The 21,841-nt window shown below is 74.3% G+C and carries 19 protein-coding genes; 6 read left to right on the top strand and 13 right to left on the bottom strand.

All coding sequences use genetic code 11. The annotated features are described in order from the left end of the window. Positions 1 to 124: 124 nt before the first annotated feature. The 6 genes from BU197_RS03595 to BU197_RS03570 all read right to left on the bottom strand — a co-directional run bounded on the left by BU197_RS03595 (position 125) and on the right by BU197_RS03570 (position 9,174). Positions 125 to 1,714, bottom strand: coding sequence for an aspartate aminotransferase family protein (locus BU197_RS03595; RefSeq protein ID WP_188266699.1), 1,590 nt, complete (start codon positions 1,712 to 1,714; stop codon positions 125 to 127). Between the two features lie 481 nt (positions 1,715 to 2,195). Further along, complete coding sequence (locus BU197_RS30220) at positions 2,196 to 4,367, bottom strand: BTAD domain-containing putative transcriptional regulator (protein WP_223183930.1); 2,172 nt, start codon at positions 4,365 to 4,367, stop codon at positions 2,196 to 2,198. Between the two features lie 285 nt (positions 4,368 to 4,652). Continuing rightward, entirely contained in the window at positions 4,653 to 5,447 is a 795-nt protein-coding gene (locus BU197_RS03585) for a BTAD domain-containing putative transcriptional regulator (protein ID WP_188266698.1), read from the bottom strand. 114 nt (positions 5,448 to 5,561) lie between these two features. Then, entirely contained in the window at positions 5,562 to 6,896 is a 1,335-nt protein-coding gene (locus BU197_RS03580; RefSeq protein ID WP_223183931.1) for a transposase, read from the bottom strand. 227 nt (positions 6,897 to 7,123) lie between these two features. Beyond that, positions 7,124 to 8,335: a hypothetical protein gene (locus tag BU197_RS03575; protein WP_188266696.1), complete on the bottom strand. Its 1,212-nt coding sequence runs from the start codon at positions 8,333 to 8,335 to the stop codon at positions 7,124 to 7,126. Beyond that, the gene (locus BU197_RS03570) at positions 8,326 to 9,174 is read right to left on the bottom strand and encodes a thioesterase II family protein (RefSeq protein WP_317452327.1); all 849 of its coding nucleotides are present in this window, start codon (positions 9,172 to 9,174) and stop codon (positions 8,326 to 8,328) included. The genes BU197_RS03575 and BU197_RS03570 overlap by 10 nt, the downstream gene beginning before the upstream one ends. Before the next feature lie 1,216 nt (positions 9,175 to 10,390). Between BU197_RS03570 and BU197_RS03565 the strand changes: the two genes are divergently transcribed. Both BU197_RS03565 and BU197_RS03560 read left to right on the top strand, forming a co-directional pair. Then, entirely contained in the window at positions 10,391 to 10,798 is a 408-nt protein-coding gene (locus BU197_RS03565) for a RidA family protein (protein WP_188266694.1), read from the top strand. Positions 10,799 to 11,026: 228 nt separating this feature from the next. Beyond that, positions 11,027 to 11,647, top strand: a complete 621-nt coding sequence (locus BU197_RS03560; protein WP_188266747.1) for an adenosylcobinamide amidohydrolase — start codon at positions 11,027 to 11,029, stop codon at positions 11,645 to 11,647. A gap of 43 nt (positions 11,648 to 11,690) precedes the next feature. Here the strand turns inward: BU197_RS03560 and BU197_RS03555 are convergent, their stop codons facing one another. Then, positions 11,691 to 12,341 (bottom strand): alpha/beta hydrolase, encoded by a 651-nt coding sequence (locus BU197_RS03555; protein ID WP_188266693.1) that lies wholly within the window; start codon positions 12,339 to 12,341, stop codon positions 11,691 to 11,693. A 534-nt stretch (positions 12,342 to 12,875) separates the two neighbouring features. Continuing rightward, complete coding sequence (locus BU197_RS03550; protein ID WP_188266692.1) at positions 12,876 to 13,616, bottom strand: cysteine hydrolase; 741 nt, start codon at positions 13,614 to 13,616, stop codon at positions 12,876 to 12,878. 24 nt (positions 13,617 to 13,640) lie between these two features. Here BU197_RS03550 and BU197_RS03545 point away from each other — a divergent pair, with 24 nt between their 5' ends. Continuing rightward, on the top strand, positions 13,641 to 14,117 hold the full coding sequence (locus tag BU197_RS03545) for a pyridoxamine 5'-phosphate oxidase family protein (RefSeq protein WP_188266691.1): 477 nt from the start codon (positions 13,641 to 13,643) through the stop codon (positions 14,115 to 14,117). Positions 14,118 to 14,159: 42 nt separating this feature from the next. Here BU197_RS03545 and BU197_RS03540 read toward each other — a convergent pair whose 3' ends face one another. Next, a complete protein-coding gene (locus BU197_RS03540) occupies positions 14,160 to 15,062 on the bottom strand; it encodes a LysR family transcriptional regulator (RefSeq protein ID WP_188266690.1) in 903 nt (300 codons plus the stop codon). Positions 15,063 to 15,137: 75 nt separating this feature from the next. Between BU197_RS03540 and BU197_RS03535 the strand changes: the two genes are divergently transcribed. After that, complete coding sequence (locus tag BU197_RS03535) at positions 15,138 to 16,244, top strand: DMT family transporter (protein WP_188266689.1); 1,107 nt, start codon at positions 15,138 to 15,140, stop codon at positions 16,242 to 16,244. Positions 16,245 to 16,275: 31 nt separating this feature from the next. Here the strand turns inward: BU197_RS03535 and BU197_RS03530 are convergent, their stop codons facing one another. Continuing rightward, positions 16,276 to 17,610 (bottom strand): aminotransferase class I/II-fold pyridoxal phosphate-dependent enzyme, encoded by a 1,335-nt coding sequence (locus tag BU197_RS03530; RefSeq protein WP_188266688.1) that lies wholly within the window; start codon positions 17,608 to 17,610, stop codon positions 16,276 to 16,278. Between the two features lie 35 nt (positions 17,611 to 17,645). Between BU197_RS03530 and BU197_RS03525 the strand changes: the two genes are divergently transcribed. Beyond that, complete coding sequence (locus BU197_RS03525) at positions 17,646 to 18,317, top strand: pyridoxamine 5'-phosphate oxidase family protein (RefSeq protein ID WP_188266687.1); 672 nt, start codon at positions 17,646 to 17,648, stop codon at positions 18,315 to 18,317. A 202-nt stretch (positions 18,318 to 18,519) separates the two neighbouring features. Here BU197_RS03525 and BU197_RS03520 read toward each other — a convergent pair whose 3' ends face one another. The 3 genes from BU197_RS03520 to BU197_RS03510 form a co-directional block, all read right to left on the bottom strand. Continuing rightward, positions 18,520 to 19,518 (bottom strand): DMT family transporter, encoded by a 999-nt coding sequence (locus BU197_RS03520; RefSeq protein WP_188266686.1) that lies wholly within the window; start codon positions 19,516 to 19,518, stop codon positions 18,520 to 18,522. A 172-nt stretch (positions 19,519 to 19,690) separates the two neighbouring features. Beyond that, positions 19,691 to 20,746, bottom strand: coding sequence for an EamA family transporter (locus tag BU197_RS03515; RefSeq protein ID WP_188266685.1), 1,056 nt, complete (start codon positions 20,744 to 20,746; stop codon positions 19,691 to 19,693). Positions 20,747 to 20,787: 41 nt separating this feature from the next. Further along, entirely contained in the window at positions 20,788 to 21,321 is a 534-nt protein-coding gene (locus BU197_RS03510) for a Clp protease N-terminal domain-containing protein (RefSeq protein WP_223183932.1), read from the bottom strand. Positions 21,322 to 21,593: 272 nt separating this feature from the next. On the opposite strand from BU197_RS03510, the gene BU197_RS03505 reads away from it, so the two are divergent. Further along, on the top strand, positions 21,594 to 21,818 hold the full coding sequence (locus BU197_RS03505) for a hypothetical protein (RefSeq protein ID WP_188266683.1): 225 nt from the start codon (positions 21,594 to 21,596) through the stop codon (positions 21,816 to 21,818). The last annotated feature ends 23 nt before the right edge of the window (positions 21,819 to 21,841 follow it).

Here is a 21,841-nt window from a genome sequence, read left to right as displayed (position 1 = left end):
GTTTTCCGTTCTCACGTCCGGCCTTCCTTTCGCGTACGGGCGGTTTCTTCGGAGCTTTCACGAGGGGTCCGCTCCGCCTTTCCGGCCGGGGCGCCGGAGGCTTCGCGGGGCGGTGCCCGGCGGGTCAGGCCGGTACGGCGAGCCGGTCCGCGGCCTGGTCCCGGATGATCCGGCACACATCGGTCAGGGCCCGCTCCAGACGGCCGATCTCCTCGTCGGTGAGGAGGACGGAGGGCTCGAAGCGCAGGGTGTGCACGGCGCTCGCCGTCGGGAAGGTGCGGATGGCGTGGGCGTGCAGCAGGTGGCCCGCGATGACGTACCCGAAGAGGCCGGAGCGGGCGGCTTCGGCGAGTCGGGGGCTGCTCGCCTCGCTCTGGTCGTGGAATTCGAAGCCCTGCATCAGGCCCCGGCCGCGTACCTCCTTGACCACGTCGGGGAAGTCGGCCGCGACCCGGCGGAGCATCGCGGCGAGGGCCTCGCCGCGCTCGGCCGCCTGCCGGTAGAGGCGCCCGTCGTCGGCCTCCAGGAGTTCCAGCACCTTCAGCGCGATGTGGCAGGAGAAGCTGTCCTTGGCGAAGGTGGAGCTGTGCACCAGCTCGAACTCGGGGCGGTAGCGGGTCTCCCGTACGAGCATGACGGAGGCCTTGGCGATGCCGCCGCCCAGGGACTTGGCGAGGACGTAGTAGTCGCCGCGCAGGCCGAGGGCGGCCCCGGCCAGCAGGGCGCCGGTGCGGCCCATGCCGCTCTGCACCTCGTCGACGACGAGCGGGCAGTCGGCCTCGTCGGCGAACTCCTGGATCTCCTCGGCGAACCGGCGGGTCAGCGGCCGGATGCCGCCTTCGCCCTGGACGGGTTCGAGGAGGAAGGCGCAGTAGGCGGGGTGGTCGCGCTCGGCCAGTTCGATCCGGCCGTCGCGCGGGCGGAGCGCGTACAGGGTGCGTCGCTCCTCGCCCAGGATCTCCTTGAGCACGTCGGGGCGGTCCTTCGGCACGAACCGGGTGCGCAGGCCGAGGGTCGCGAAGGGGGCCCGGTAGCCCTCGTTGTGGGTGAGCTGGACGCTTCCCATGAGCTTGCCGTGGAAGCCGCCTTCGAGGGCGAGCAGCACGGGTGCCCGCCGGGCGACCTCGGCGTTGCGCCCGTCGGCCGCGGCGATCAGGAGGCCGATGCCGTCCTCGTCCCGGGCCGGGCGCGGCACTCCGAGCCGTTCGTAGAGGGCCGCGGGGACGGTCGCCGTACCGGCGATGACCGCCGTACGGGCCTGCTCCGCGTCCGCCTCCGTCTCCCGCAGTACGGCGGCGAGGCGGGCGCCCCGGTCCATCTCGGCGTGCTTGACGGCCGCCTCGATCGCCTCGGCCCCGCTGTTGGCGAAGGTGGCGTAGTAGGGCTCGTCGACGCCGGTCTCGCGGTGGACGACGCGGTTGAGTTCGGCGGCCAGGCGGTCAGCGTACGGGTGGGAGGAGAACTGGGCGTGCACCGGCGTGCGGGCGTCCAGGAGTTCCCTGGCGCGGGCGACGATGGCGGGGTGGTTGTGGCCGAGGATCAGGGAACCGTAGCCGCCGGCGAAGTCGAGGACGGGTGTCGGTGTGCCGGTGTCGGTGCGCCGGTAGAGGGTGTTGCCCTCCCCGGAGACGTATTCGACGTCGAGTCCCGCGCTGCCCAGCAGTCGGCGCAGATGGGGCTCGGCGAGTTCGGTTGCCGCGTTTTCCGCATTCATGGCGCTCCTTGTCGTCGTGCCATCCTGTGCTTGCGGAATCCAACGTGTGGTCATGGGCAGGTCATCGGGGGCCGGGGCGCGCGAATTACCGGGCGATGGGCTTCGGTGACAGGTCGGCCGATTACCGGGCCATGGGTTTGGACGCCCGGATGTCCGGATGGACGGTTGTCGGGCGAGGTGCCCGGGTGGCGGGGCCGGGGAATTCCGTGAAATGTGCTTCCGGCGGCCTCGCGGGCTCCGTACGGAACTCCGAAGCGTCGGTACGGGCGGGAGGCGGCGGTCCCCGGGAACGGCCCTCGGGAGCGGCCGTCGAGAGCGGCCCCGGCGGGCGGCCTCCGGACGGTGGAGGCGGCGGACGGGCCGGGGCATGCCTGGGCGCGGACCGGCCCGAGGGCCGGCCCGCGCCTGGCGGGGGTGCGGTGGACGCCGATGCCGCACCCCGGAGAGGTGGCCGAAAAGGGCCAGTGGGCGGTGGCGTCGGTCAGTGGACCGGCGCGGAGCGGAGCACCTCCTCCAGGGGCTCGGCGTCGGTGCTGTCGGGGAGGTCGAGGGTCACCGTGGTCGTGTGGGGCTTCCCGCCGCCCCACGACGGGCGGCGCAGCAGCAGGTCCGGGCCCGCGGCGGCGACGACGAAGAGCCGGGAGCGGCCCACCGGGCCCGCGCAGGCCTCGACCGCGTCCAGGACGCGGCCGGAGGCGCGGTGGAGGTCGTCGAAGGCGAGGACGACCGGCCGTCGGCGTGCCACCTGCTGGAAGAAGGCGCGCCAGGCGTGGAGGGTGTCGGTCATGCGCTCGTCCCCGCCGTAGGCCTCGGCCGTTCGCGGCGCGCCGTCGACGAGCGGCGCGAGGCGGTCGATCATCCAGTCGGCCGTCCGCTCCGACTCGGGCAGTGCCCGCACCGCGCGGATGAGGGCGGCGGTGCCGTCCTCCCCCGGGCGGCTCCCGAAGTAGGCGGCCAGCATCTCCGCCTGGGCCTGGAGCGGGTCCTCGTCGAGGGCGGACGGGGTGCGGCCGGTCAGGAACGGCACCGAGTCGGCCTGGTGCGCGGTCCACCTGCGGAAGTCCTCGATGAGCTGGCTTCTGCCGCTCTGCTCCTCGCCGAGGACGGTGGCCAGGTGGGGCACGGACCGGTGCCAGGTGCGTCGGGCGAGGCCGCCCAGTACGGCGAGTTCGCACGTCTGGCGTTCGATGGCGCCGTGTCCCGCCGTGAACTCCCGCCGTCCCGTCACCCGCCACAGCTGCGGCTCGTCCTCGACCTTGCTGTAGGAGATGGTGCCCGCGGTGGCCCGCCGTACCTCGTCGCGCACCCACACCTCGTCGCCGGGCACCTTGGAGAGCAGGGCGTGGGACTCGTCGAGGACGGTGCCGACGACGGTGGGCGCGTCGCCCGGCTCCCCCTGGCGGAGCAGCACGTCGCCCACGGTCACGGCGGCGCGTGCCGTCGACCGGCCGGTGTCGGCGGCGACGAGGAGGATGTCGCGGACGGCGAGCGCGGCGAGGACCGCTCGGCTGACGTTCTCGCCGCCGGGGTCCTCCAGGCCGAACAGTGCCAGGGAGACCGATCCGATGGAGGCGGTGACCTTCCCGCCGAACCGTTCGATCTGTTCCCGGACCATCAGGGTCGTCCCGGCCAGGAGGTCGTCCATGTCCTCGCCGGTGCCGCCGCCCGGTGCGGGGGTGAGCCGGGTGGAGACGGACAGGATGGCCACCCTGCGGCGTGTGCCGTCGGGGAGGCGTACCGGCGGCGTGGGTTCGCTCGGCGGCGCGGGCGGCGGCGCGATGACGGTGGCCTCGGTGCGGACGATCCCGTAGCCGCCGTCGCGTGCCGCTCCGTCGCCGGTCCGGTCCGGCGGCGGTCCGCCCGTGCCCGGGGAGAGCGAGATGTCCTGGATGAGGATGGACTGTTGCAGGGCTTGCAGTTCGCGGGCGGGCTCAAGCCCCAGGTTCTCCACGAGCTGGGTCCGCAGCCGGGTGTAGGCGTTGAGGGCGTCGGCCTGGCGGCCGCAGCGGTAGAGGGCGAGCATCAGCTGTCCGCAGGAACGTTCCCGCAGTGGCTCGGCCTGGACCATGGTCTCCAGCTCCGGCAGCACCTCGTAATGGCGTGCGCATGCCAGCTGGGCGTCGAAGTAGTCCTCCATGACGTCCAGTCGGGTCTTCTCCAGGGCCGCGAGTTCGGGCCAGTCGATCCCGGCCTCCACCAGGTCGGCGAGGGCCGGACCGCGCCACAGGCCCAGCGCCTCGCGCAGCAGCGGCGCCGCCTGTTCCGGCGCTCCCCGCATCCGCTGTTCGCGTCCCTGCGCGACCCGGGAGTGGAACAGGTGCAGGTCCACGTGCTCGGGCGTGACCCGCATCATGTAGCCGGCGGGCTGGGTGAGCAGCGTCGGGCCCGTCTGCGCGTAGGTCTCGGGCTGGAGGGACATGGCCCGGGGGGAGAGCAGCCCGCGTATGCCGTACACCGCGTTCTGAAGTATCTTGCGCGCCGTGGTGGGGGCTTCGTCGACTCCCCACAGGGCGTTGAGCAGTTGACTCACGGGTACGACCCGGTTCGCCTGGAGCAGCAGGAACCCGAGCGTGGCACGCTGCTTGGTGCCGCGCAGGATCACTGGCCCCCCCTGGTCGACCACTTCGAGCGGACCCAGTACGCGGAACTGCATTTTTCCCCCTTCGATGTGGCGGGTGTCTCCACCCGCCTCGGTCCCTTGAGGCGCGCTGACGAACAGCCCCGTGTCCGAACGGAGTCCGGATCTCGCGGTGGGCCGCCCTGGTCCGACCCGGCGCGAAGGCCGGACGTGTCGGGTGCGAGGGCGGTCGGGGTGGCGCCGAGGCGGCCGCGAGGTCGGTCGGCGTGTTGCCGTCGTGATCCGCCTGTCCCGGTCTTCACCGTCCCGTGACATCGTCGTCACCGGACCTGCCCGTCGTCGCCGGATGGCGTACGTGCGTCAGGCGGCCTGGCTGTCCGGCCGCTCGTAGGCCCCGGTGGCGGCCGACTGAAGGATCTTCGCGTGCAGGTTTCTCAGCTCGGCCGAAGGCTCCAGGGCCAGTTCGGCTCTGAGCAGGGTGTAGAGGTTCCGATAGGCCTGGAGGGCCTCGCCCCGGCGGCCCACCCGGTGCAGTGCCTGGATGAGCTGTCCGTGGAACCACTCGTGCAGGGGGTACTCGTCGACGAGCACGCGCAGATCGGGCAGGATGTGCCGGAACTGGCCGCGCGCGCCCGCGATCTCCACGCGTAGCTCCAGGGCCCGCAGATGCAGTTCCTCCAGACGGGCGGCCCGGCTCGCGAGGACCGCGCCCACCGGGAGGTTGCTCAGCAGGGGGCCCCGCCACAGGCCGAACGCGCGGGTGACGTGGTGGGACGCGGCGTCGAGGAGCCCGGCGTCCCGTTCCGACTGGGCACGGCGTACGAGGTTCTCGAAGGCGCGCACGTCGACGTCCTCGTCGTCCACGTCGAGCCGGTAGCCCGGCCCCTTGGTGACCAGTGGCTCACGGCCCGGTGGGCAGGCCCGGATGTCCGCCAGCATGCGGCGGGCGTGGTAGACGTGGGTCTGGAGGGTGCGCAGGGCGCCCGCGGGCGGGCTCTCTCCCCACAGTTCCCTGATCAGCGTGTCGGTGGCGATCGTCGTCCGCGGCTGGAGCGCGAGGACGGCGAGGAGCCGGGAGACCTTGGGGGCTCTGGGGGCATGGACTTCTCCGTCTCCGGTGACGATCTCGAAGGAACCACTGAGCCTTAATTCCACAGCGCGCACTCCTGTCCGGTGATGATCAGCACGTGTTCGGCGGGACTCGGTGGGTGGTCGCGAGGCGGGCGGGCGGAGCGCCGGGCGGGCGGCGTCCCGTTCCGCCCGGCCGCGTCACGCGGCGCACCGATGGGCTGGGCGGTCCGCCGCCGCGTGCAGTACGGCGAGCAACTGCGCGACGGAGACGAGGGTCAGGTGGTGGTGACAGCCCCGGTAGGACCGTCCGGCGTAGTCGCGCAGCCCCAACGGCTCCGAGACGTCAGCCATGTCGTGTCTGACGCGGTCGGACAGCCGGGCGAGACGCATCAGGGCGGGCAGGGACAGGGACCGGATGTTCGTCACCCACAGGGAGCGGGGCTCCCGTCCCCGGTCCCACTGGCCGAGCAGCAGCAGGGCGGGCGGGTGCTCGCGGGCCGAGCGGGGTTCGACGGTGACCGGGATGGCGGCGGCGGTGACCGCCGACGTGCCGGGGTCGAGGGGGCGGCGCAGTTCCGTCAGGGCGGCGGCGAGTCCCGCCGCGGTGCTCGCCCGCGCGTCCCAGCGCGGGAACCGGGAGCGGTCGATCCGCAGGGGCGTTCCGGCCGCGACCCGGACGATGAAGTCCTCGCCGCGCGACAGCAGCCCGTGGATCAGCTCGACCGCTCCGGGCCCCTCGGCGTCGACCACGATCGGGCCGTGCCAGGGACGGAGCAGCCGGGCGGCGTCGGCTGCGGCCTCCAGGACCCGCGCGTGCGACGCGGGGGCGCGGGTGACGCCGACGCCGTTGTCGGCGGGGTGTCCATCGGAGCCGCGGCGGCCATGGGAGCCGGGGTGGCCGTCGGCGGCGGGGTGGATGTCCGTATCGGAGCGGGTGTCTGGGCGGGTGTCGGGGCGGACGTCGGCGCCGGGTCGGGCAGGGGTCTCGGAGCGGGCCGGGGCCGCGGGTCGGGCGGGGGTCTCGGGGCGGCTTCCCGCCACCCCGCCGAACCGGGGCAGGGGCATCAGGTGCCAGTCCACGGGGACGGAGCCCGCCTCCGACACCAGCCAGGCGCCCAGGGCCTGCGGGCGGGCCTCGGCCGGGCCTCGGCGGCGTACGGCGGACCGGTCGGCTCCGGCCGGACGGGGCGGCGTCCCGAGGACGACGGCGGGCGCCACGACCAGGGCCTCGGGTGCGAGCGTCCGCTGTGCGTACCCGGCGAGGGCGCGGCGGACCGGCCGCCAGTCCCACGGGGAGGTGGCGATGAAGTGATGCATGCTCTGCCCTGCCGCCGCTCCTCCCCACTGCGCGCCGATGGTCTTGAGGGTCTTGCGTCCCGGTACGGCGAGCAGCGCCCGTACGTACTGCTCGGCCTTGAGCCGGTAGCCGCTGCGCACCAGGGAGGCGAAAACACGTCCGCTCGCTTCGGCGACCAGCGGTGCCGGTACGGATGGCCCGTCCGGCCCACCCGCACACGGTCCTACAGACCACATCGCGAAGCCCTCCACCGCGTCACATGCTGACTGAGTAGAACGCCCCATACAGACGCGCTGCTCACGTCTCTAACGAAAACATTCCACGAGCGTTCTGTACAGCCCTGAACGATCTACTCGGTGGTGGATACCGGGCAATTACGGAAGAGTTGCTTCGACATATGCCCGGAACGGCCCCCTCGAACGACAACATCCGGTCAAACATCAACACCTGACGGACTAGACGACTAGAACGACCGTCCGAGTGGCAGGGGATCAGGCCGGTGATCCGGCCCCGGAGCGCGAGCGACTTCGAGGACGGCACAGCCGACGCCCCGCCCGTCACCGCCGACCATCACCACGGTGTCCCCGTGTCCGGCAGGACCGGACTCCAGCAGCCGGACCAGGGCCGCGACCTGTCCGCCCGAGGTGCGCCCGCCGCCGTCTCCCCGGGCGAGCAGACAGTACGCCACGTCGTCGACCGCGCGCCCGCACTCCGCCAGCGCGAGCCGCACCGCCTCGCCCTCCCGCTCACCGAGCCGGGACGTGGGCACGAGCGAGGCGACGGGGACGGGCGGCATCCCGTACGCGGGCGCGATGTCGTGTACACCGTCACGACCGATGTCGTGTACGCCGTCATGGGCCATGTCGTGTGCGACCCGGTGCGCCGGGGTCCCCGCGCCGGGCAGTCCCCCGCCCCGTCTCGCCCGTCTCCACGGCCCCGATCCGCGTGCCGCCGTGTGCCCCGGGCTCTTCGGCGCGTTGCGGTGCGCGGGCACCCGCCAGGGGAGGTCGCCGCGCAGCAGGGCACCGTGCGGCGGTTCGCCCAGTGCGGCGGTCGAGAGCAGCCGGGCCACCCCCGCCGTCGTGGTGAGGACGAGGCCGGCCGCCTCGGACGGGCCCGACCGGCCGGAAATCCCCCGTCGGCCGTCCCCGGGTGCCGACGCGCCGTCCGCCGCGGTGACCAGGGCGGTCGTGCCGGTCCCGCCCGAGACGTACCGCGCCGCCAGATGCAGGGCCAGCACCCCGCCGCCCGCGTGCCGCCAGACTTCCCAGGCGGTGGCGGTGGGGCAGCCGAGTCCGCGCAGCACCCGGGCGGCCGTGCCACCCGCGACGCCGGACCCCTCGGTCCCGGCGTGGACGACGAGGTCCAGGCCCGCGTCCGACGCCCCCGACCGCCGCCACGCGGTCCGCGCCGCGCGCAGCACCAGGTCCGCCGGATCGACCCGATCGCCACGCTCGGCACGATCGGCACGTTCCGCGCGATCGGCTCGATCGGTGTGCTCTGCCGTCGGGCCCGCGGGAGCCGCCGGGTCGGGCCGGTCGGCGGGGGCGTTCCGTACGTCGTGCCGGAGTGCGCGAGAGGCCTCCCCCGTGGGGCGAGGGGCTTCGTGGGGCCGTTCGGAGCCGGCGGTGGCGGCGCCGCCGATCCAGACGTCGGTCCAGCGGTTCACCTCCATGCGGAACCCGCCCCGCCCCAACGGTCGTTCGAGGACCCCGAGGCCCCGCCCTCCGCACCGGCTCCGGCGTGCGCCGGGTGGTGGGCCGGTTCGGTCAGACCGGCGGTGACGAGCCGGGCGACGGCGTCGAGGTGGTGTCCGTCGTGGAGGTAGAAGTGACCGCCGCCGAAGACCCGGTGCTCGGTGGGGGCGGTGGTGAACGCCTCCCAGGCGGCGGCATCGGCCACGGAGACGACCGGGTCGCTGTCGCCGATGAGCACGGTGAAGGGCATGTCCAGCTTGGGACCGGGCGTCCACGCGTAGGAGGCGAGCGCGCGGTAGTCGGCCCGCAGCGCGGGCAGGATCATCTCGCGGATGTCCGGATCGTCCAGGAGGTCGGCCGCCGTGCCGCCCAGCATGGCGGCGGCGGCGATGAGTTCCGCGTCCGTGTGGATCCGGTCGTGTGCGCCGGACTCGCCGCGCGGGGCTCCCCTGCCGGAGAGGAACAGGCGGTCGGGACCGTGGTGTCCGCTCAGCCTGCGGGCCGTCTCGTAGGCGACGACGGCTCCCATGCTGTGCCCGAAGAAGGCGTAGCGCCCCGGGACCTCCCGGGCCACCTCCTCGGCGAGGGCGTCGGCGAGCCGCCCGATGTCCGGCACCGGCTCCTGGTGCCGCCGGTCGTGGCGGCCCGGGTACTGCACGCTCAGCACCTGGCACTCGGGCCCCAGCAGCCGGGCGAGCCGGACGTAGGCGCTGGCCGCGCCGCCGGCGTGCGGAAAGCAGACCAGCCGGACTCCGGGGCCGGGGCCGCCGGGCCGCTCCCCGGCCTGAGCGTAAGTTCGTAACCACTCGCTGCCCACGTGCACTCCCCTGAATCGAACGTCGTCGTGATGGCCCCGGGGCCATGCCCCATGATGCGGACGGTGACTCAAAGTCCGGGCAAGAAGTACACAAAGCGACGGAGAAACGGCGGAAGAAGTGACATCGGGGCGCGGAGACGTTTGCCCGGCACGTCGGCGAAAGGCGACGATCCTGCCGCCAGCGAGGGATTCGCGCCGGCCTCCGGCACGATGCTCTGGCTCCTTCCCGGGCCGTCTCCACGAGGGGTGGCACAGACGGACCCTCCCCGGGAAACCGGCCGAGCCGATGAGCGCGTCCCCCCACGCCATCGGCCCGGCCGGAGGCCCCTCGCCCCCGCCGCGACCCGACCCGACCCGACCACGGACTTTCCCCCCGCCGTACAGCGGGTCCGACCACGGGCTTTCCCCTCCGTGCAGCGCGTCCGACCACGCCCTTCCCCTCACCCTGACGCGGTCCGCCCGGGGACTTTCCGCCCGCACCGTGACATGAACCGCCGAGCGACCCCGTCACCGAGGGGCCCGCCACCCCGTATCAACCGCCCTTCATACAGCGCGATTTGAACGCCTCCAGGCTGACAGAAACTACCGGTTCGACCAGCACGCCGACCGTACCGGCCGGACCAGTACGGTCAGGGTGCCGGTCCGGTCGGCACGGTCACGCGCTGGCCGGACCGGCACGGTCACGTCCGACCCTCGGCGCACCGGGGAGGGGGGAGGCGGGCTCGTCCACCGCCCAGCGGGCGGCACGCGCGGATGCCGCCCGCCGCGCGGTCACCGGCCTCCCGCCCGCGCCCCCGGGGAGGGCGGCGCGGCGCGATCGCCGGGAGCCCACCCGGTGCCCGTTCCCGTCGAGCCGGACGCGGTACGCCGACGGACCCGGGCAAGCCCACCGTCGCCGTGGCCGACAGCGACACCCGGTTCGTCCCCGTGCACGTCCTCGACCGCCCCGCCCGGAGGGCGCCGTACGCGACCTGCGCCAGGCCACGACCACCTGCCGCTGACCGGCCGGGCCGCCTCTCCCCGACGCGGAGCCCTTCGGACGCGAAGACCCCGAGACCGAGGCCGAGTGGTTCCAACCCGCCCCCGACCGCCGGACGAAGCGGCGGCCCCTCTGGGTCGGAGACCGTCCCCTACTGGCGGAGACGGTCCCCTCCTGGTAGACGAAGAGGGGCCGACGGGCCGGCCGATCCCCGTCGGCGGAGGGAGCGTGCAGTCCATGAGCCGCGTCGAGCGCGTCAACCCGGGGCATCTCTCCCCGCCCACCGGGTTCAGTCATGCCGTACGGGTGCCCGCCACCGGTCATCTGGTCTTCCTGGCCGGACAGACCGCGCTCGACGGCGAGGGGCGGATCGTCGGCGCCGGTCTGGTGGAGCAGTTCGAACAGGCCCTCGCGAATCTCCTCGCCGCCGCCGAGGCGGCCGGTGCCCGCCCTGCCGATCTGGTGAGAGTCACGGTGTACGCCGTGGACGTGGCGGACTACCGCGCACACGCCCCTGAACTGGGCAGGACCTGGCGACGGCTCGTCGGAGCCGACTATCCGGCCATGGCCGTCGTCGGGGTCGCCCGCCTGTGGGACGAGGAGGCGCTGGTGGAACTGGAGGGCACGGCGGCGGTGCCGGACTGAGCGCGAACGGGCCCACCGGCCGAGCGGACCGCCTGCCGCGCCCACACCCTAGGTCGTCTCTTTCGGATCGGGCCTGACCGGCACGATCCGAAAGAGACGACCTAGGGTGTGGGGGTGCTCTCACGACCCCTCAGCGACGGCGCTCCCCTCCCCGACCGCGGCCCCCTCTCCACCTGCGCTCCCCTCGCCGGTGGCGCTTCCCTCGCCGACGCGCCCCTGCTGACCCACATGGAGCAGGGCGGCTCCTGGCCGTTGTTCGTCTGGGCTCCCGGGCCCGGCGTCCGCATGGTGTCGAGCGCGGTGCTCGGCGGCGGCATCGGCGCCCGTGCCTGGGTGCTCAACGCGCAGGTCCCGCCCGGCTACGGCCGCCTGGACCCGGTCGCCCATCTGCGCGAACTCGCCGCAGGGGCAGGACTCGAAGGGCCGGGGGTCGGTCTGATGACGGCCGCCCCGGTCGCCGAGCGGCGCCATGCCGAGGACGGCGGGGTGCGGGCCGTGGTCACGGCCGGGATAGGGGTACGGGGCTGGGCGGCGGCCCCGGGGGCCGGGGGCGTCGTCGCACCACGGCCGGGGACCATCAACATCATCGTGTCGCTGCCCGTCCCGCTCACCGACGCGGCGCTCGTCAACGCGGTCGCCACCGCCACCGAGGCCAAGGTCCAGGCCCTCGTGGAGCTGGGCGCCGACGCCTCGGGCACCCCCACGGACGCCGTCTGCGTGGCCGCGCCCACGACCCCCGGCACCGAGCCCGAGCCCTTCGCGGGGCCGCGTTCCCGCTGGGGCGCGCGACTGGCCCGCGCGGTGCACGCGGCGACCCTGGCGGCCTGCGCGGACGCCCTCGGAAGGTGAGCCGGGGAGCCCGGGGGCCGTTTCACGTCCTCACGGGTGCGGCTCAACCGTAGGAGAGCAGCGCCGAGGTGAGTTCGGCGGCGCGGCGGTGCCAGAGGGGGGCGCCGCGCAGCATCGCGTGGCCGCCCGTCCGCATCGGGATGCCCGCCGCGTCCGCGCCCGCCGCCCGCGCCCTGCGGACGAAGTCCCAGGAGGCGTGGGCCGAGGTGACGCGGTCGGCCTCGTCGTGCAGCAGATAGAGGCGCCGCCCGCCGAGGTGGTCGACGGGCTCGTCGGTGGGGCACCAGGGGGCGAGGGCGACGACGCCCCGGACGGCGGGGTCTCCGGCGGCCCGGAGCGCGGCGCGCCCGCCCATGGAGTGGCCGAGCAGGACGACGGGAACGGGTCCGGCGATGTCCTTGAGGCGCCCGAGGGCGCTCTCGGCGTCCTGGGCGGCGTCGGCGCTCGGGCCGTTCCAGCCCCGGTGGCGGTAGCGGACCTCGGCGATGAGCACGTTCCGGTCCCGGACGGCGCGGGAGACGGCGGCGGCGAAGGGCCGCATGCGCAGGGCCGGGAGGTTGAGCGCGGGCGGCGGCTCGGGCCCGTCGGCGCGTCCGCCGTGCAGCAGCAGGACGGCTGCGGTGGGCGTGGCCGGAGTGGTGCGCAGGAGGAGTCTTTCGGGGTCGGCGGCCCGCCGGGTGCGGCAGGGGATCACCGGGCGGCCGTTCGGTTCCCGCGGGGCCGCGGGGTCCGGCGTGGGTCGGGGTGGGCCGCGTGTCCGGGCCACTGTGCCATGGGGTCTCCAGGAGTCGCTTGCCGCTCCCCCGGCCGGGCGGTCGGCCCGTCCGGGGCGGGGAGGCGGCGGTGGGGCCCGGGGTCGGGCGGGGCCGGCGGCCGGGGCTTCCGGGGGCGGCCGTCGGAGGGCCGGTCCGGGGCGGATCCGGGGTGCCGGTGGGTACGGGTGGTGGCCGGGCGCGTCGGCATGCGCGGCGCCTCCCCATCCGTCGAACCCTCTGCCGGACGCCCGCCTCGTGCGGTGTCCGGGGAGGCGACACTTTACCGAGAACAGCGCGGAGGAGAACCTTTCCCACGGGGAACAGGACACAGGTCACAGCGGTGACGCCGCACCGCCCCGGCCATCGCGACCACCCCGGCTCCCCGTCACCCCGGCCACCCCTGATCCCCGTCCGGCCCGGCTCTCCTCCACCCCGCCCCCGCCCCCGGCCCTCCTCCGCCCCGGCCGTTACGGCTACCCGGGCTCCCCCTTGCGCCCCGCTCGTTTCCAGCAGGCGACGATCTCGTCCGTCGTGGTGAGGGTGGCGACGAGGGCGAGGGTGTGGCGGATCATCGCGGGGGTGTAGTCGGCGGGCACTCCGGCGATGGCGTCCCCGGGGACGACCGCCGTATGGCCGAGGTTGACCGCGTCGAAGACGGCGTTGGGCACGGCCACGTTGGCGGAGACGCCCGTGACGACGAGGGTGCGGCAGCCCAGATTGCGCAGGAGCGGGCCGAGGCCGGTTCCGGCGAGCGGCGAGAGACCGTGCAGGCGCCGGACGACGAAGTCCTCGTCGGCGACCCGGATCGGTGCGGCGACCCGGACGGCCGTGCTGCCGCTGTGCTGCCGTACGGGGAGCCGGGCGGCGGCCCGGAAAAGGCGCGCGTTGGTGTTGGCGCCCCGGCCGTCGGGGCGCCGTTCGGCGACGGCGTGGATCACCTGGACACCGGTCTCGTGGGCGGTGTCGACGAGCCGGGCGATGTTGTCCAGGACGCCGGACGAGCGGGCGGCGGCGGCGAGTTCGGGCAGGGCGCCGTCGAGGTCCACGACACCCCGCTGGCACTCGACGGTGAGCAGGACGACTCCGCCGTCCGGCCGTATCAGCTCGTCGAGCCGTCGCCCGGCCCGTTCCCCGTGCCGCTCTTCGGACGCTTGCCCCACGGTCCCTCCCCTTGCCCGCGCGCGGATGGCCCCCCATGCTTTCTGACGTCTCATCAGAAATCCAGAAGGGTGCGGACGATGACCGTCGCGCAGCGCCGTGGACGCCGGATCATGATGACCCCGGCCGAGCTCGATTCCTTCCTCGCCGAACAGCGCACCTGCCGGGTCGCGACCGTGTCCGCCGACGGGCGTCCGCACGTCGGGGCGCTCTGGTTCGTCTGGGACGGCACGTCCCTGTGGCTGTATTCGCTGACGCGCAGCCGCCGCTGGGCGGAGCTGTGCGCCGACCCCAGGGTCGCGGTGCTCGTGGACGACGGCGAGGAGTACGGGGAGCTGCGCGGGGCGGAGCTTTCGGGCGCGGTCGAGCGGATCGGCGAGGCGCCGCGTACGGGTGAGCCGTGTCCGGAACTCGTCGCCGTGGAGCGGATGTTCGCGGCGAGGAACTTCGGCCTCGCGGAGATGCCGCACGACGGCCGGCACGCCTGGCTGAGGCTGACCCCGAAGGCCGTGGCCTCCTGGGACTTCCGCAAGCTCGCGGCCCCCCGGGAGCCGTGAGGCCCGCCGAGGACGCCAGGGGTACGCCGGGGCGGCCGGGGCTCAGTCCGTCCGCGGTCGCGCCGCCGCCCGGAGGGCTTCCACGACGGCCTGGAGGGAGGGGCGGCGACCGGCGTCGGCGCGCCAGATGGCGTAGACGTGCCTCTGCATCTTCTGCCGTACGGGCACGAAGGTCACGCCCTCGGGGAGCGGGCGGCCGAGCCGGGGTGTCACGCACACCCCGAGCCCGGCGGCGACCAGGGCCAGCTGGGTGTGGTTCTCGCCCGCGAAGTGGCCGATGCGGGGCTCGATGCCCTGGGAGCGCAGGGTGAACATCAGCCAGTCGTGGCAGAACTCGCCCTCGGGCCAGGACACCCATTCCTCGTCGGCGAAGTCCTCCAGGTCGACCGCCTCCCGGTCGGCCAGCGGATGCCCGGCGGGCAGGGCGACATCGGCGGTGTCGTCGAGGAGGTGGGTGCGTTCCAGACCGCCGGGGACGGGGGCCCGCTTGTTGCTCCAGTCGAGGACGAGCGCCAGGTCGGCGTCGCCGCGCAGTACGGCTCGTACGCCCGGTTCGGGTTCCAGCTCGGTGGTGCGGACGCGCAGCTCGGGATGGTCCCGGCGGAGGGCGACGAGCGCGGCGGGGAAGAGTCCCCGGGCCGCCGTCGGGAAGGCGGCGGTCCGGACCTCGCCGACCACCCGGCCCCGCTGGGCCTCGATGTCGGCCTGGGCCAGCTGGACCTGGGAGAGGATGCGGGCCGCGTGCTCGGCGAGCAGCAGCCCCGCGTCGGTGAGCCGTACCCCTCGCCCGTTCTTGGCGAGCAGCCGCTGCCCCACCTCGCGCTCCAGCTTGGACAGCTGCTGGGAGACGGCGGAGGTGGTGACGTGCAGTCCTTCGGCGGCGCCGCTGACCGAGCCGTGCCGGGCCACGGCGTCCAGGGTGCGCAGGCGCTCCAGATTCAACATGTAAGCGATCCTAAGGGGAGGGGTCGAGGAAATCTCGCTTGTCCTACGAGATGGGTGGCCGTCACCCTGAGTGTCATGACCTCCCCTGCCCGGCCTCTCCCGTCTGCCTCTCCTTCCTCACGTCTGCTCGACTGGCGCGTCCACTTCGGCGTCCTGGCGCTCATATGGGGCTTCAGCTTCTTCTTCATCAAGGTCGGCACGGCGGGCTTCGCGCCGCTCCACGTCACCTTCGGCCGTGTCCTGTTCGGTACGGCGGTGCTCGCCGTCGCGCTGGTGGTGCGGCGGGACCGGCTGCCGCGCGGGGTGCGGGTCTGGGGGCATCTGGCGGTGGCCGCCTTCCTCCTCAACGCGCTGCCGTTCTCCCTGTTCGCGTACGCGGAGCTGACGATCCCCTCGACCCTGGCGGGCATCTGCAACGCGACGACGCCCCTGTGGGGGATGGTCCTCTCCCTCGTCGCGCTCTCGGAGGACCGTCCCACTCGGGTCAGGGCCGCCGGACTCGGCATCGGTTTCGTCGGGGTGCTCACGGTCCTCGGCGCGTGGCAGGGGTTCTCCGGGCTCGATGTGACGGGCACGGCGATGGCCCTGCTCGCCTCCCTCAGTTACGCGGTCGGCTGGATCTACGTCCGCAGGACGCTCGGCGGCTCCGGCGCCTCGAACCTCTCCCTCGCCACTTCGCAGGTGGGCCTCGCCACGCTCCAGCTCGCCGTGGTGACAGCACTGTTCACCTCGCTCCCGACCTCGGTGGAGCCGCTGCCGCTGCTTGCCGTGCTCGCCCTCGGCGCGCTCGGCACCGGATACGCGATGCTGCTCCAGTACGGGGTGGTCGAGGCGGTCGGCCCCACCACCGCCTCCATGGTCACGTACTTCGTCCCGGTGATCGCCGCGACGGCGGGCGTCACCCTGCTGGACGAGCGGCTCACCTGGAACACCCCGGTCGGCGCGGTGGTGATCCTCGCGGGCGCGGCCCTCACCCAGACCCGCCGCGTCTCCCGCCGCACCACTCCCCCGCCGGTCGCCGTCCACCACCCCACCGGGACGACCGGGCCCGGCACGACGCCCCGCACCGACGCGACGGCCACGACGGACGGGGCGGGCGGCGGGGTCGCGACGGGCGGGACGGACGGCGTGGACGGCATGGACGGCGTGGTCACGACGGACGGCGAGCCGAGCCGGGTCTAGGCCGGGCCTTTGGGACCGGGCCGGGCGCCCCTCACCCGTAACTCCGTGCCGTCGCCGGGCCCGCGACCCTCGCCACCGTCTCCGCCAAGGGTTCGATGTCCGGGAGCGCGAGCCCGGAGACGGTGAGCCGGACGGCGGGCCCGGTGTCCATGCGGAAGCGCGCGCCGGGGGCCACCGCCCAGCCCGCGGCGAGGAGCCCGGCCACCGCACCGGTCTCGTCGGCGACCGGCACCCACACGTTCATGCCCTCGCGCCCGTGCGCCTCGACTCCGCGCCGGGCCAGCGCCCGGACGAGTCCGTCGCGGCGCTCGCCGTAGGAGCGGGCGACGACGACGGGGTCCACCGCGCCCGCGGCCCACAGATGGGCGACGGCTCCCTGGAGGAGGCGGCTGACCCAGCCGGGGCCGAGCCGTTGGCGTCCGAGGACGCGGTCGACGGTCTCGGCGTCCCCGGTGAAGGCGGCGATCCGCAGGTCGGGCCCGTAGGCCTTGGCGACGGAGCGGACGAGGACCCAGTGGCCGGTGCCGTCGGCCAGCGGGTGCAGCGGCTCCGCGACGATGCCGTGCCCGTGGTCGTCCTCGATCAGCAGGACGCCGGGGTGGGCCGCGAGCACCCGCCGCAGCTCCCGGGCGCGCGTCCGGGTCACACAGGCTCCGGTGGGGTTCTGCGCCCGGTCGGTCACGATCACCGCCCGCGCCCCGTCCTGCCGGACGGCCCGCTCGACCTCTCCGGGCAGCGGCCCCTCGTCGTCGACGGCGACCGGTACGGGCCGCAGCCCGAGGGCGGGCACCAGATCGAGCAGGCTGCCCCAGCCCGGGTCCTCGACGGCGACGGCGTCACCGGGTCGCAGGCGGGCGACGAGGACCCGTTCGACGGCGTCGAGCGAACCGGAGGCGACCCCGACGGGCCCGGCGGGCACCCCGTCCGCGTCGAAGGCGGCGCGCGCGAGCCGCCCGAACTCCTCGTCGAGGGGGGCCTCCCCGTACATCCCCGGCCTCCGGTCGTTCCGCCGCGCCACCGCCGCGAAGGCCTCGCCGAGCGGGGGCAGCAGCGCGGGGTCGGGGTTGCCCTCGCTCACGTCCCGGACTCCGGCGGGGACTTCGACCCGGAGGGAGCCGCGCGCGGTGGTGGCGGGGCGGGACCGCACCCGGCTGCCGCGCCGCCCGTCGGTCTCGATGACCCCGCGTTCGCGCAGGGTGCGATAGGCGGCGGCGACGGTGTTGGGGTTCACCCCGAGCGTCGTCGCCAACTCCCTCAGGGGTGGCAGGTGCCGGCCCGGCCGCAGGGCCCCTGCGGCGACGCCTCGCTCCACGCTCGCGGAAATGTCCGCTGCGCGACGACCTTCGATCCGATACTCTCCTAGCACAAAACATATTATGCACTAGTGCAATGGAGTGCGCCATGAGTACCTCCGCCGACACCTACGCCGCGACCGACCGGACCGTGCCCACCCGCTCCCGCGACCGTGCCTCCTACGACAAGGCGCTCGTCCACGCGATACTCGACGAGGCCTACGTCTGCCACCTCGGTTTCGTCCGCGACGGCGCGCCCGTCGTCCTGCCGACGCTCTTCGCCCGCGTCGGCGACCGGCTCTACGTCCACGGCTCCACCGGCTCCCGCCCCCTGCGCGCGACCGGTGACGGCGTGGCCGCGCCCGGCCTTCCCGTCTGCCTCACCGTGACCCACGTCGACGGCCTGGTGCTGGCCCGCTCCGCCTTCCACCACTCGATCAACTACCGCTCGGTCGTGGTCCACGGCACAGCCCGCCAGGTCACCGACGCCGAGGAACTGCGCACCGCGCTCGACGCGCTCGTCGACCACGTGGTCCCCGGCCGCTCCGCCGACTCGCGCCCCGCGAACGCCAAGGAGATCGCCGCCACCGCCGTGATCCGGCTCGACCTGGACGAGGTCTCCGCCAAGATCCGCACCGGAGGCCCCCGCGACGACCCCGAGGACCTCGGCCTCCCCCACTGGTCGGGCGTGGTCCCGCTGCGGGGCGGCTACGACACCCCCGTACCGGCGGACGACCTGAACCCGACGATCACCCTGCCCGACTATCTGACGACACACTGATCCGTACGGACCTCCGAGTCGTACGGACCTCCGACTCGCACGGACCTCCGACTCGCACGGACCTCCGACTCGCACGGATCTCCGAGTCATACGGTCCTCTGCTCGGTACGGACGCGACGGCGGCGGAACGGGGGACGGGGAGGCGCCCGTACCGCTCCCCCGTCCGCACCCCGGCCCCCGTCCGCACTCCGCCGCGTCCGTCTCAGACCACCGCCACCGTGCCTTCCTCCGTCACCGCGTCCTCCTCCGTCGCCCGCCGCCGCGCCACGACCGCCGTACGCGCCTCGGCGAAGGCGAGGCCGGTGACGGCGGTGAGGAGCAGGAGGGTGCCGAGGACGATCGCCGGGGTGAGCCGTTCGCCCAGCAGGGACACGGCGATCACGGCCGCACTCACCGGCTCCAGGAGCATGATCACGGAGACCGTGGCGGCCCGGACGACGGCCGCGCCCGCGAAGTACAGCGCGTAGGCGAGCGCGGTGGGCACGGCGGCCACGTAACCGAGCAGGAGCAGTACGTCCACGGGCGCGTCCGTGTGCGGCACGAGCCCCTCGGCGAGCGCGGCGGGCAGCAGGCCGACGGCGCCGATGGCGAAGGCCCAGGTGGTGGTGGACAGGGCGTCCGTCCGGCCGCCGTCGCGGCCGAGCCGACGGGTGATCAGGGTGATCGCCGCGTATCCGGCAGCCGAGACGATCGCGAGGACGACGCCGAGCGGCCGGACCTCGGCCGCGCCGCCGCCCAGGACCAGGACGACGAGCCCGGCGAGCGCTCCGGCGACGGCGAGGACACCGCCCCGTCCGAGGCGTTCGCCCATGGTCAGCCGGGCGCCGAGGGCGATGAGGACGGGGCCCGCGCCGAGGGTGACGACGGTGCCGACCGCGAGACCGGTGGACTGGACGGCGGCGAAGTAGGCGCTCTGGAAGACGGTGAGCCCGATCCCGGTGGCGAGGACGCGGGCGGTCCGCCGTCCGCGCGTCTCCCCCGCCGCACGGGCCGCCGCGCGCCGGGGCCGCAGCGCGAGCGCGCCGAGGAGCAGGACGAGGCCGCCGACGCAGCGCCAGAAGGAGAGGGCGAGGGGGCCCATGTCGCTGATCCGGAAGACGAGCGAGGCGGCGGCGCCCGCCGTGCCCCAGGCGATTCCGGCGACGATCAGATAAAGCAGGCTCCGGCCGACGGGCAGGGCGGATTCCGTGGGGTTCGACACGTGACTTCTCCGTGGAAGACAGAAGGGAGGGGTGGCCGCTGGGCTCCGCGCGCGGGCAGCGACGAACCGCTCGGGGGCGGAAGGCCGCCCGGCCGAGCCCGGTCCTCGTCGGGAGAGTCGCCGCGCGCGCTACGCGGGCGGCGGAAGAACGGTCGCGTGCATGTCGGGCACCCTAGGGGGCCTGACGGCCCGCCGACAACTCCGCGCCAGGCCCGCCCGTACGCCCGGCACCCTCATCCGCACCGCCACCACCGGCCCCACCGGCACCGGACTCCGTACCCCCGTCGACCGCGGAGCCCGCCACGGGAGTGGCCGGAGGTGCCTTCGGGGTGGAGGACTGGGCGATGAAGGCGCCGCAGAGGACCACGGCGCCGCCGATGATCTGGGGCGCGTCGAGGTGTTCGCCGAGCAGCACCCAGGCGAGGACCGTCGCGATGACCGCTTCGAGACAGGCCACGACCCCCGCGACCTGCGGGGAGAGCCTGCGCACCGAGACGACTCCGGTGACGTACGCGAAGACGGTGGCGATCAGCACGATCCAGCCGAGCAGCAGCCAGGCGGGCACGGGGTCGCCGTCCATGCGGGCGTCGCCGCCGATGAGCGCCCAGTCCATGCCCCAGGGGCGGGCGATCACGGTGAGGACGAGGGCGCCGATGAGCAGCCCGTAGGCGATCACACCGAGCGGATCGGCCTGCTCCGCCTCGTCGGAGCCCTGGTCGGAGAGGACGAAGTAGCCGACCTGGCAGCAGGCGGCGGCGAGCGCGAGGAGCAGTCCGACGAGGTCGAAGGAGAGCCCGGACCAGATCTGGACCACACAGGCCAGACCGCCGACGGCGAGGACGACGCCGAGGGCGGCTGCGCGGGTGACGGGCCTGCGCTGGACGAAGCGGACCCAGCCGAGGACGAGCGCCGGGGCGAGGTATTCGATGAGCAGCGCGACGCCGACGGGGATTCGGGAGATCGAGGCGAAGTAGAAGGCCTGGACACCGGCGACGGCGAGCAGCCCGAAGCCCACGAGGAGGGCGGGCTTGCGGCGGAGCAGGTCCCGGTGGCGCCAGGCCACCGGGAGCATGACGAGCGCGGCGCCCGCGACCCGCAGCCACACCACGTGCAGCGGGTCGAGCCCCGCCTCGATGAGCGGCTTGGCCGCCACTCCCGAACCACCGAATGCGAAGGCCGAGGCCAGGGCGAGTCCCAGGCCGGCGCTTCTCCCCTGAGACGCGTGCATCGGGCCATGATGACAGGGCGCGGTCAGGTGCGTAACCCCTGTCAGACCTGCGGGGACGGGCCTCCGTCGCCGAGCGGAAGGGATGCTTCCCCCAGGGCGGCGGCGCCGGGCGCCAGCCGGGCGGCCAGGGCCGTCGGGTCGATCCCGGCACGGCGCAGCACCTCGACCGCCCGGCACTCGGGGTCTGCGGCGAGGACCGCCAGCACGTCGGCTCCGCGCGCCTGGGCGTCCCCCCGTACGGCCGCCCGGTGGAAGGCCTCCTCCAGGGCGGCGTAGGCGGCGGGCGACCAGCCGGTGGCGGTCCGGGGCGCCGCCCCGTGGACGGCGGGGAGCAGACGTCCGGCGGCCGAGTCCTCCACCGAGCGCTGCCAGCGCAGGCCGTATCCGATGGAGCGCTGGACGAGGTAGCCGAGGACGCGGGCGACCGCCCGGGGGTCCCCGAGGGCGGCGCCGACCTCGGGGTCGGTCTCGACGAGGGAGTGGAGGAGGTGCGCGGTGTCGATCTGGCGGTCGCCGTCCCTGAGCGCTCTTCGGCGCGCGCCCGTCACGACCGTGGCGAGGGCCGGTGCCGGCAAGGCCGCCGACTCCGCGCGCGGGGCGGCGGACTGCCGGAGTGACAGGGGGAACGGGGCGGGATGGTGCACTCTCCCACCTCATCAGGCGGAAGCGGCCGAGTCATCACCAGGGAGACGCATGTCCGCATCCCACCGGAGTTGGGCACGCGCGCACGGTTCCTCCTCCTTACGGATGACATCGCGCATGTTGCCCCTGAGGGGCGCTCCCCGTCGCCAAGAACTCTCTTAAGCCGCAAAGGCAACCAAAGGCCACTTTCAGTCGTCTAATTCTCGTGTTCTGGATGGTGGGTCTGCTCGCGCGCGACGGACGGCAGTACGTCTACCGGGTGTACGCACCCCGGGAGGCGCTGCCGGCCGATCTGTTCTGGGCCGCCTTCCATCAGCACGAGGAGGACGGGGCACCGCGCGCCTGCGACCGCTTCGACACGGCGGACATCTGGTGGGTCGGCGACGAGGCGGGGCCGACCGCCGAGGAGCTGACTGTTCGTCAGTATTGAATGTTCGCGCACAGCCCGCTACG

The organism is Streptomyces sp. CBMA291 (genome assembly GCF_014596525.1).
Lineage (GTDB): Bacteria > Actinomycetota > Actinomycetes > Streptomycetales > Streptomycetaceae > Streptomyces.
Note: the sequence above shows the minus strand (reverse complement) of the source record. Positions and strands in the feature narration are given on the sequence as shown.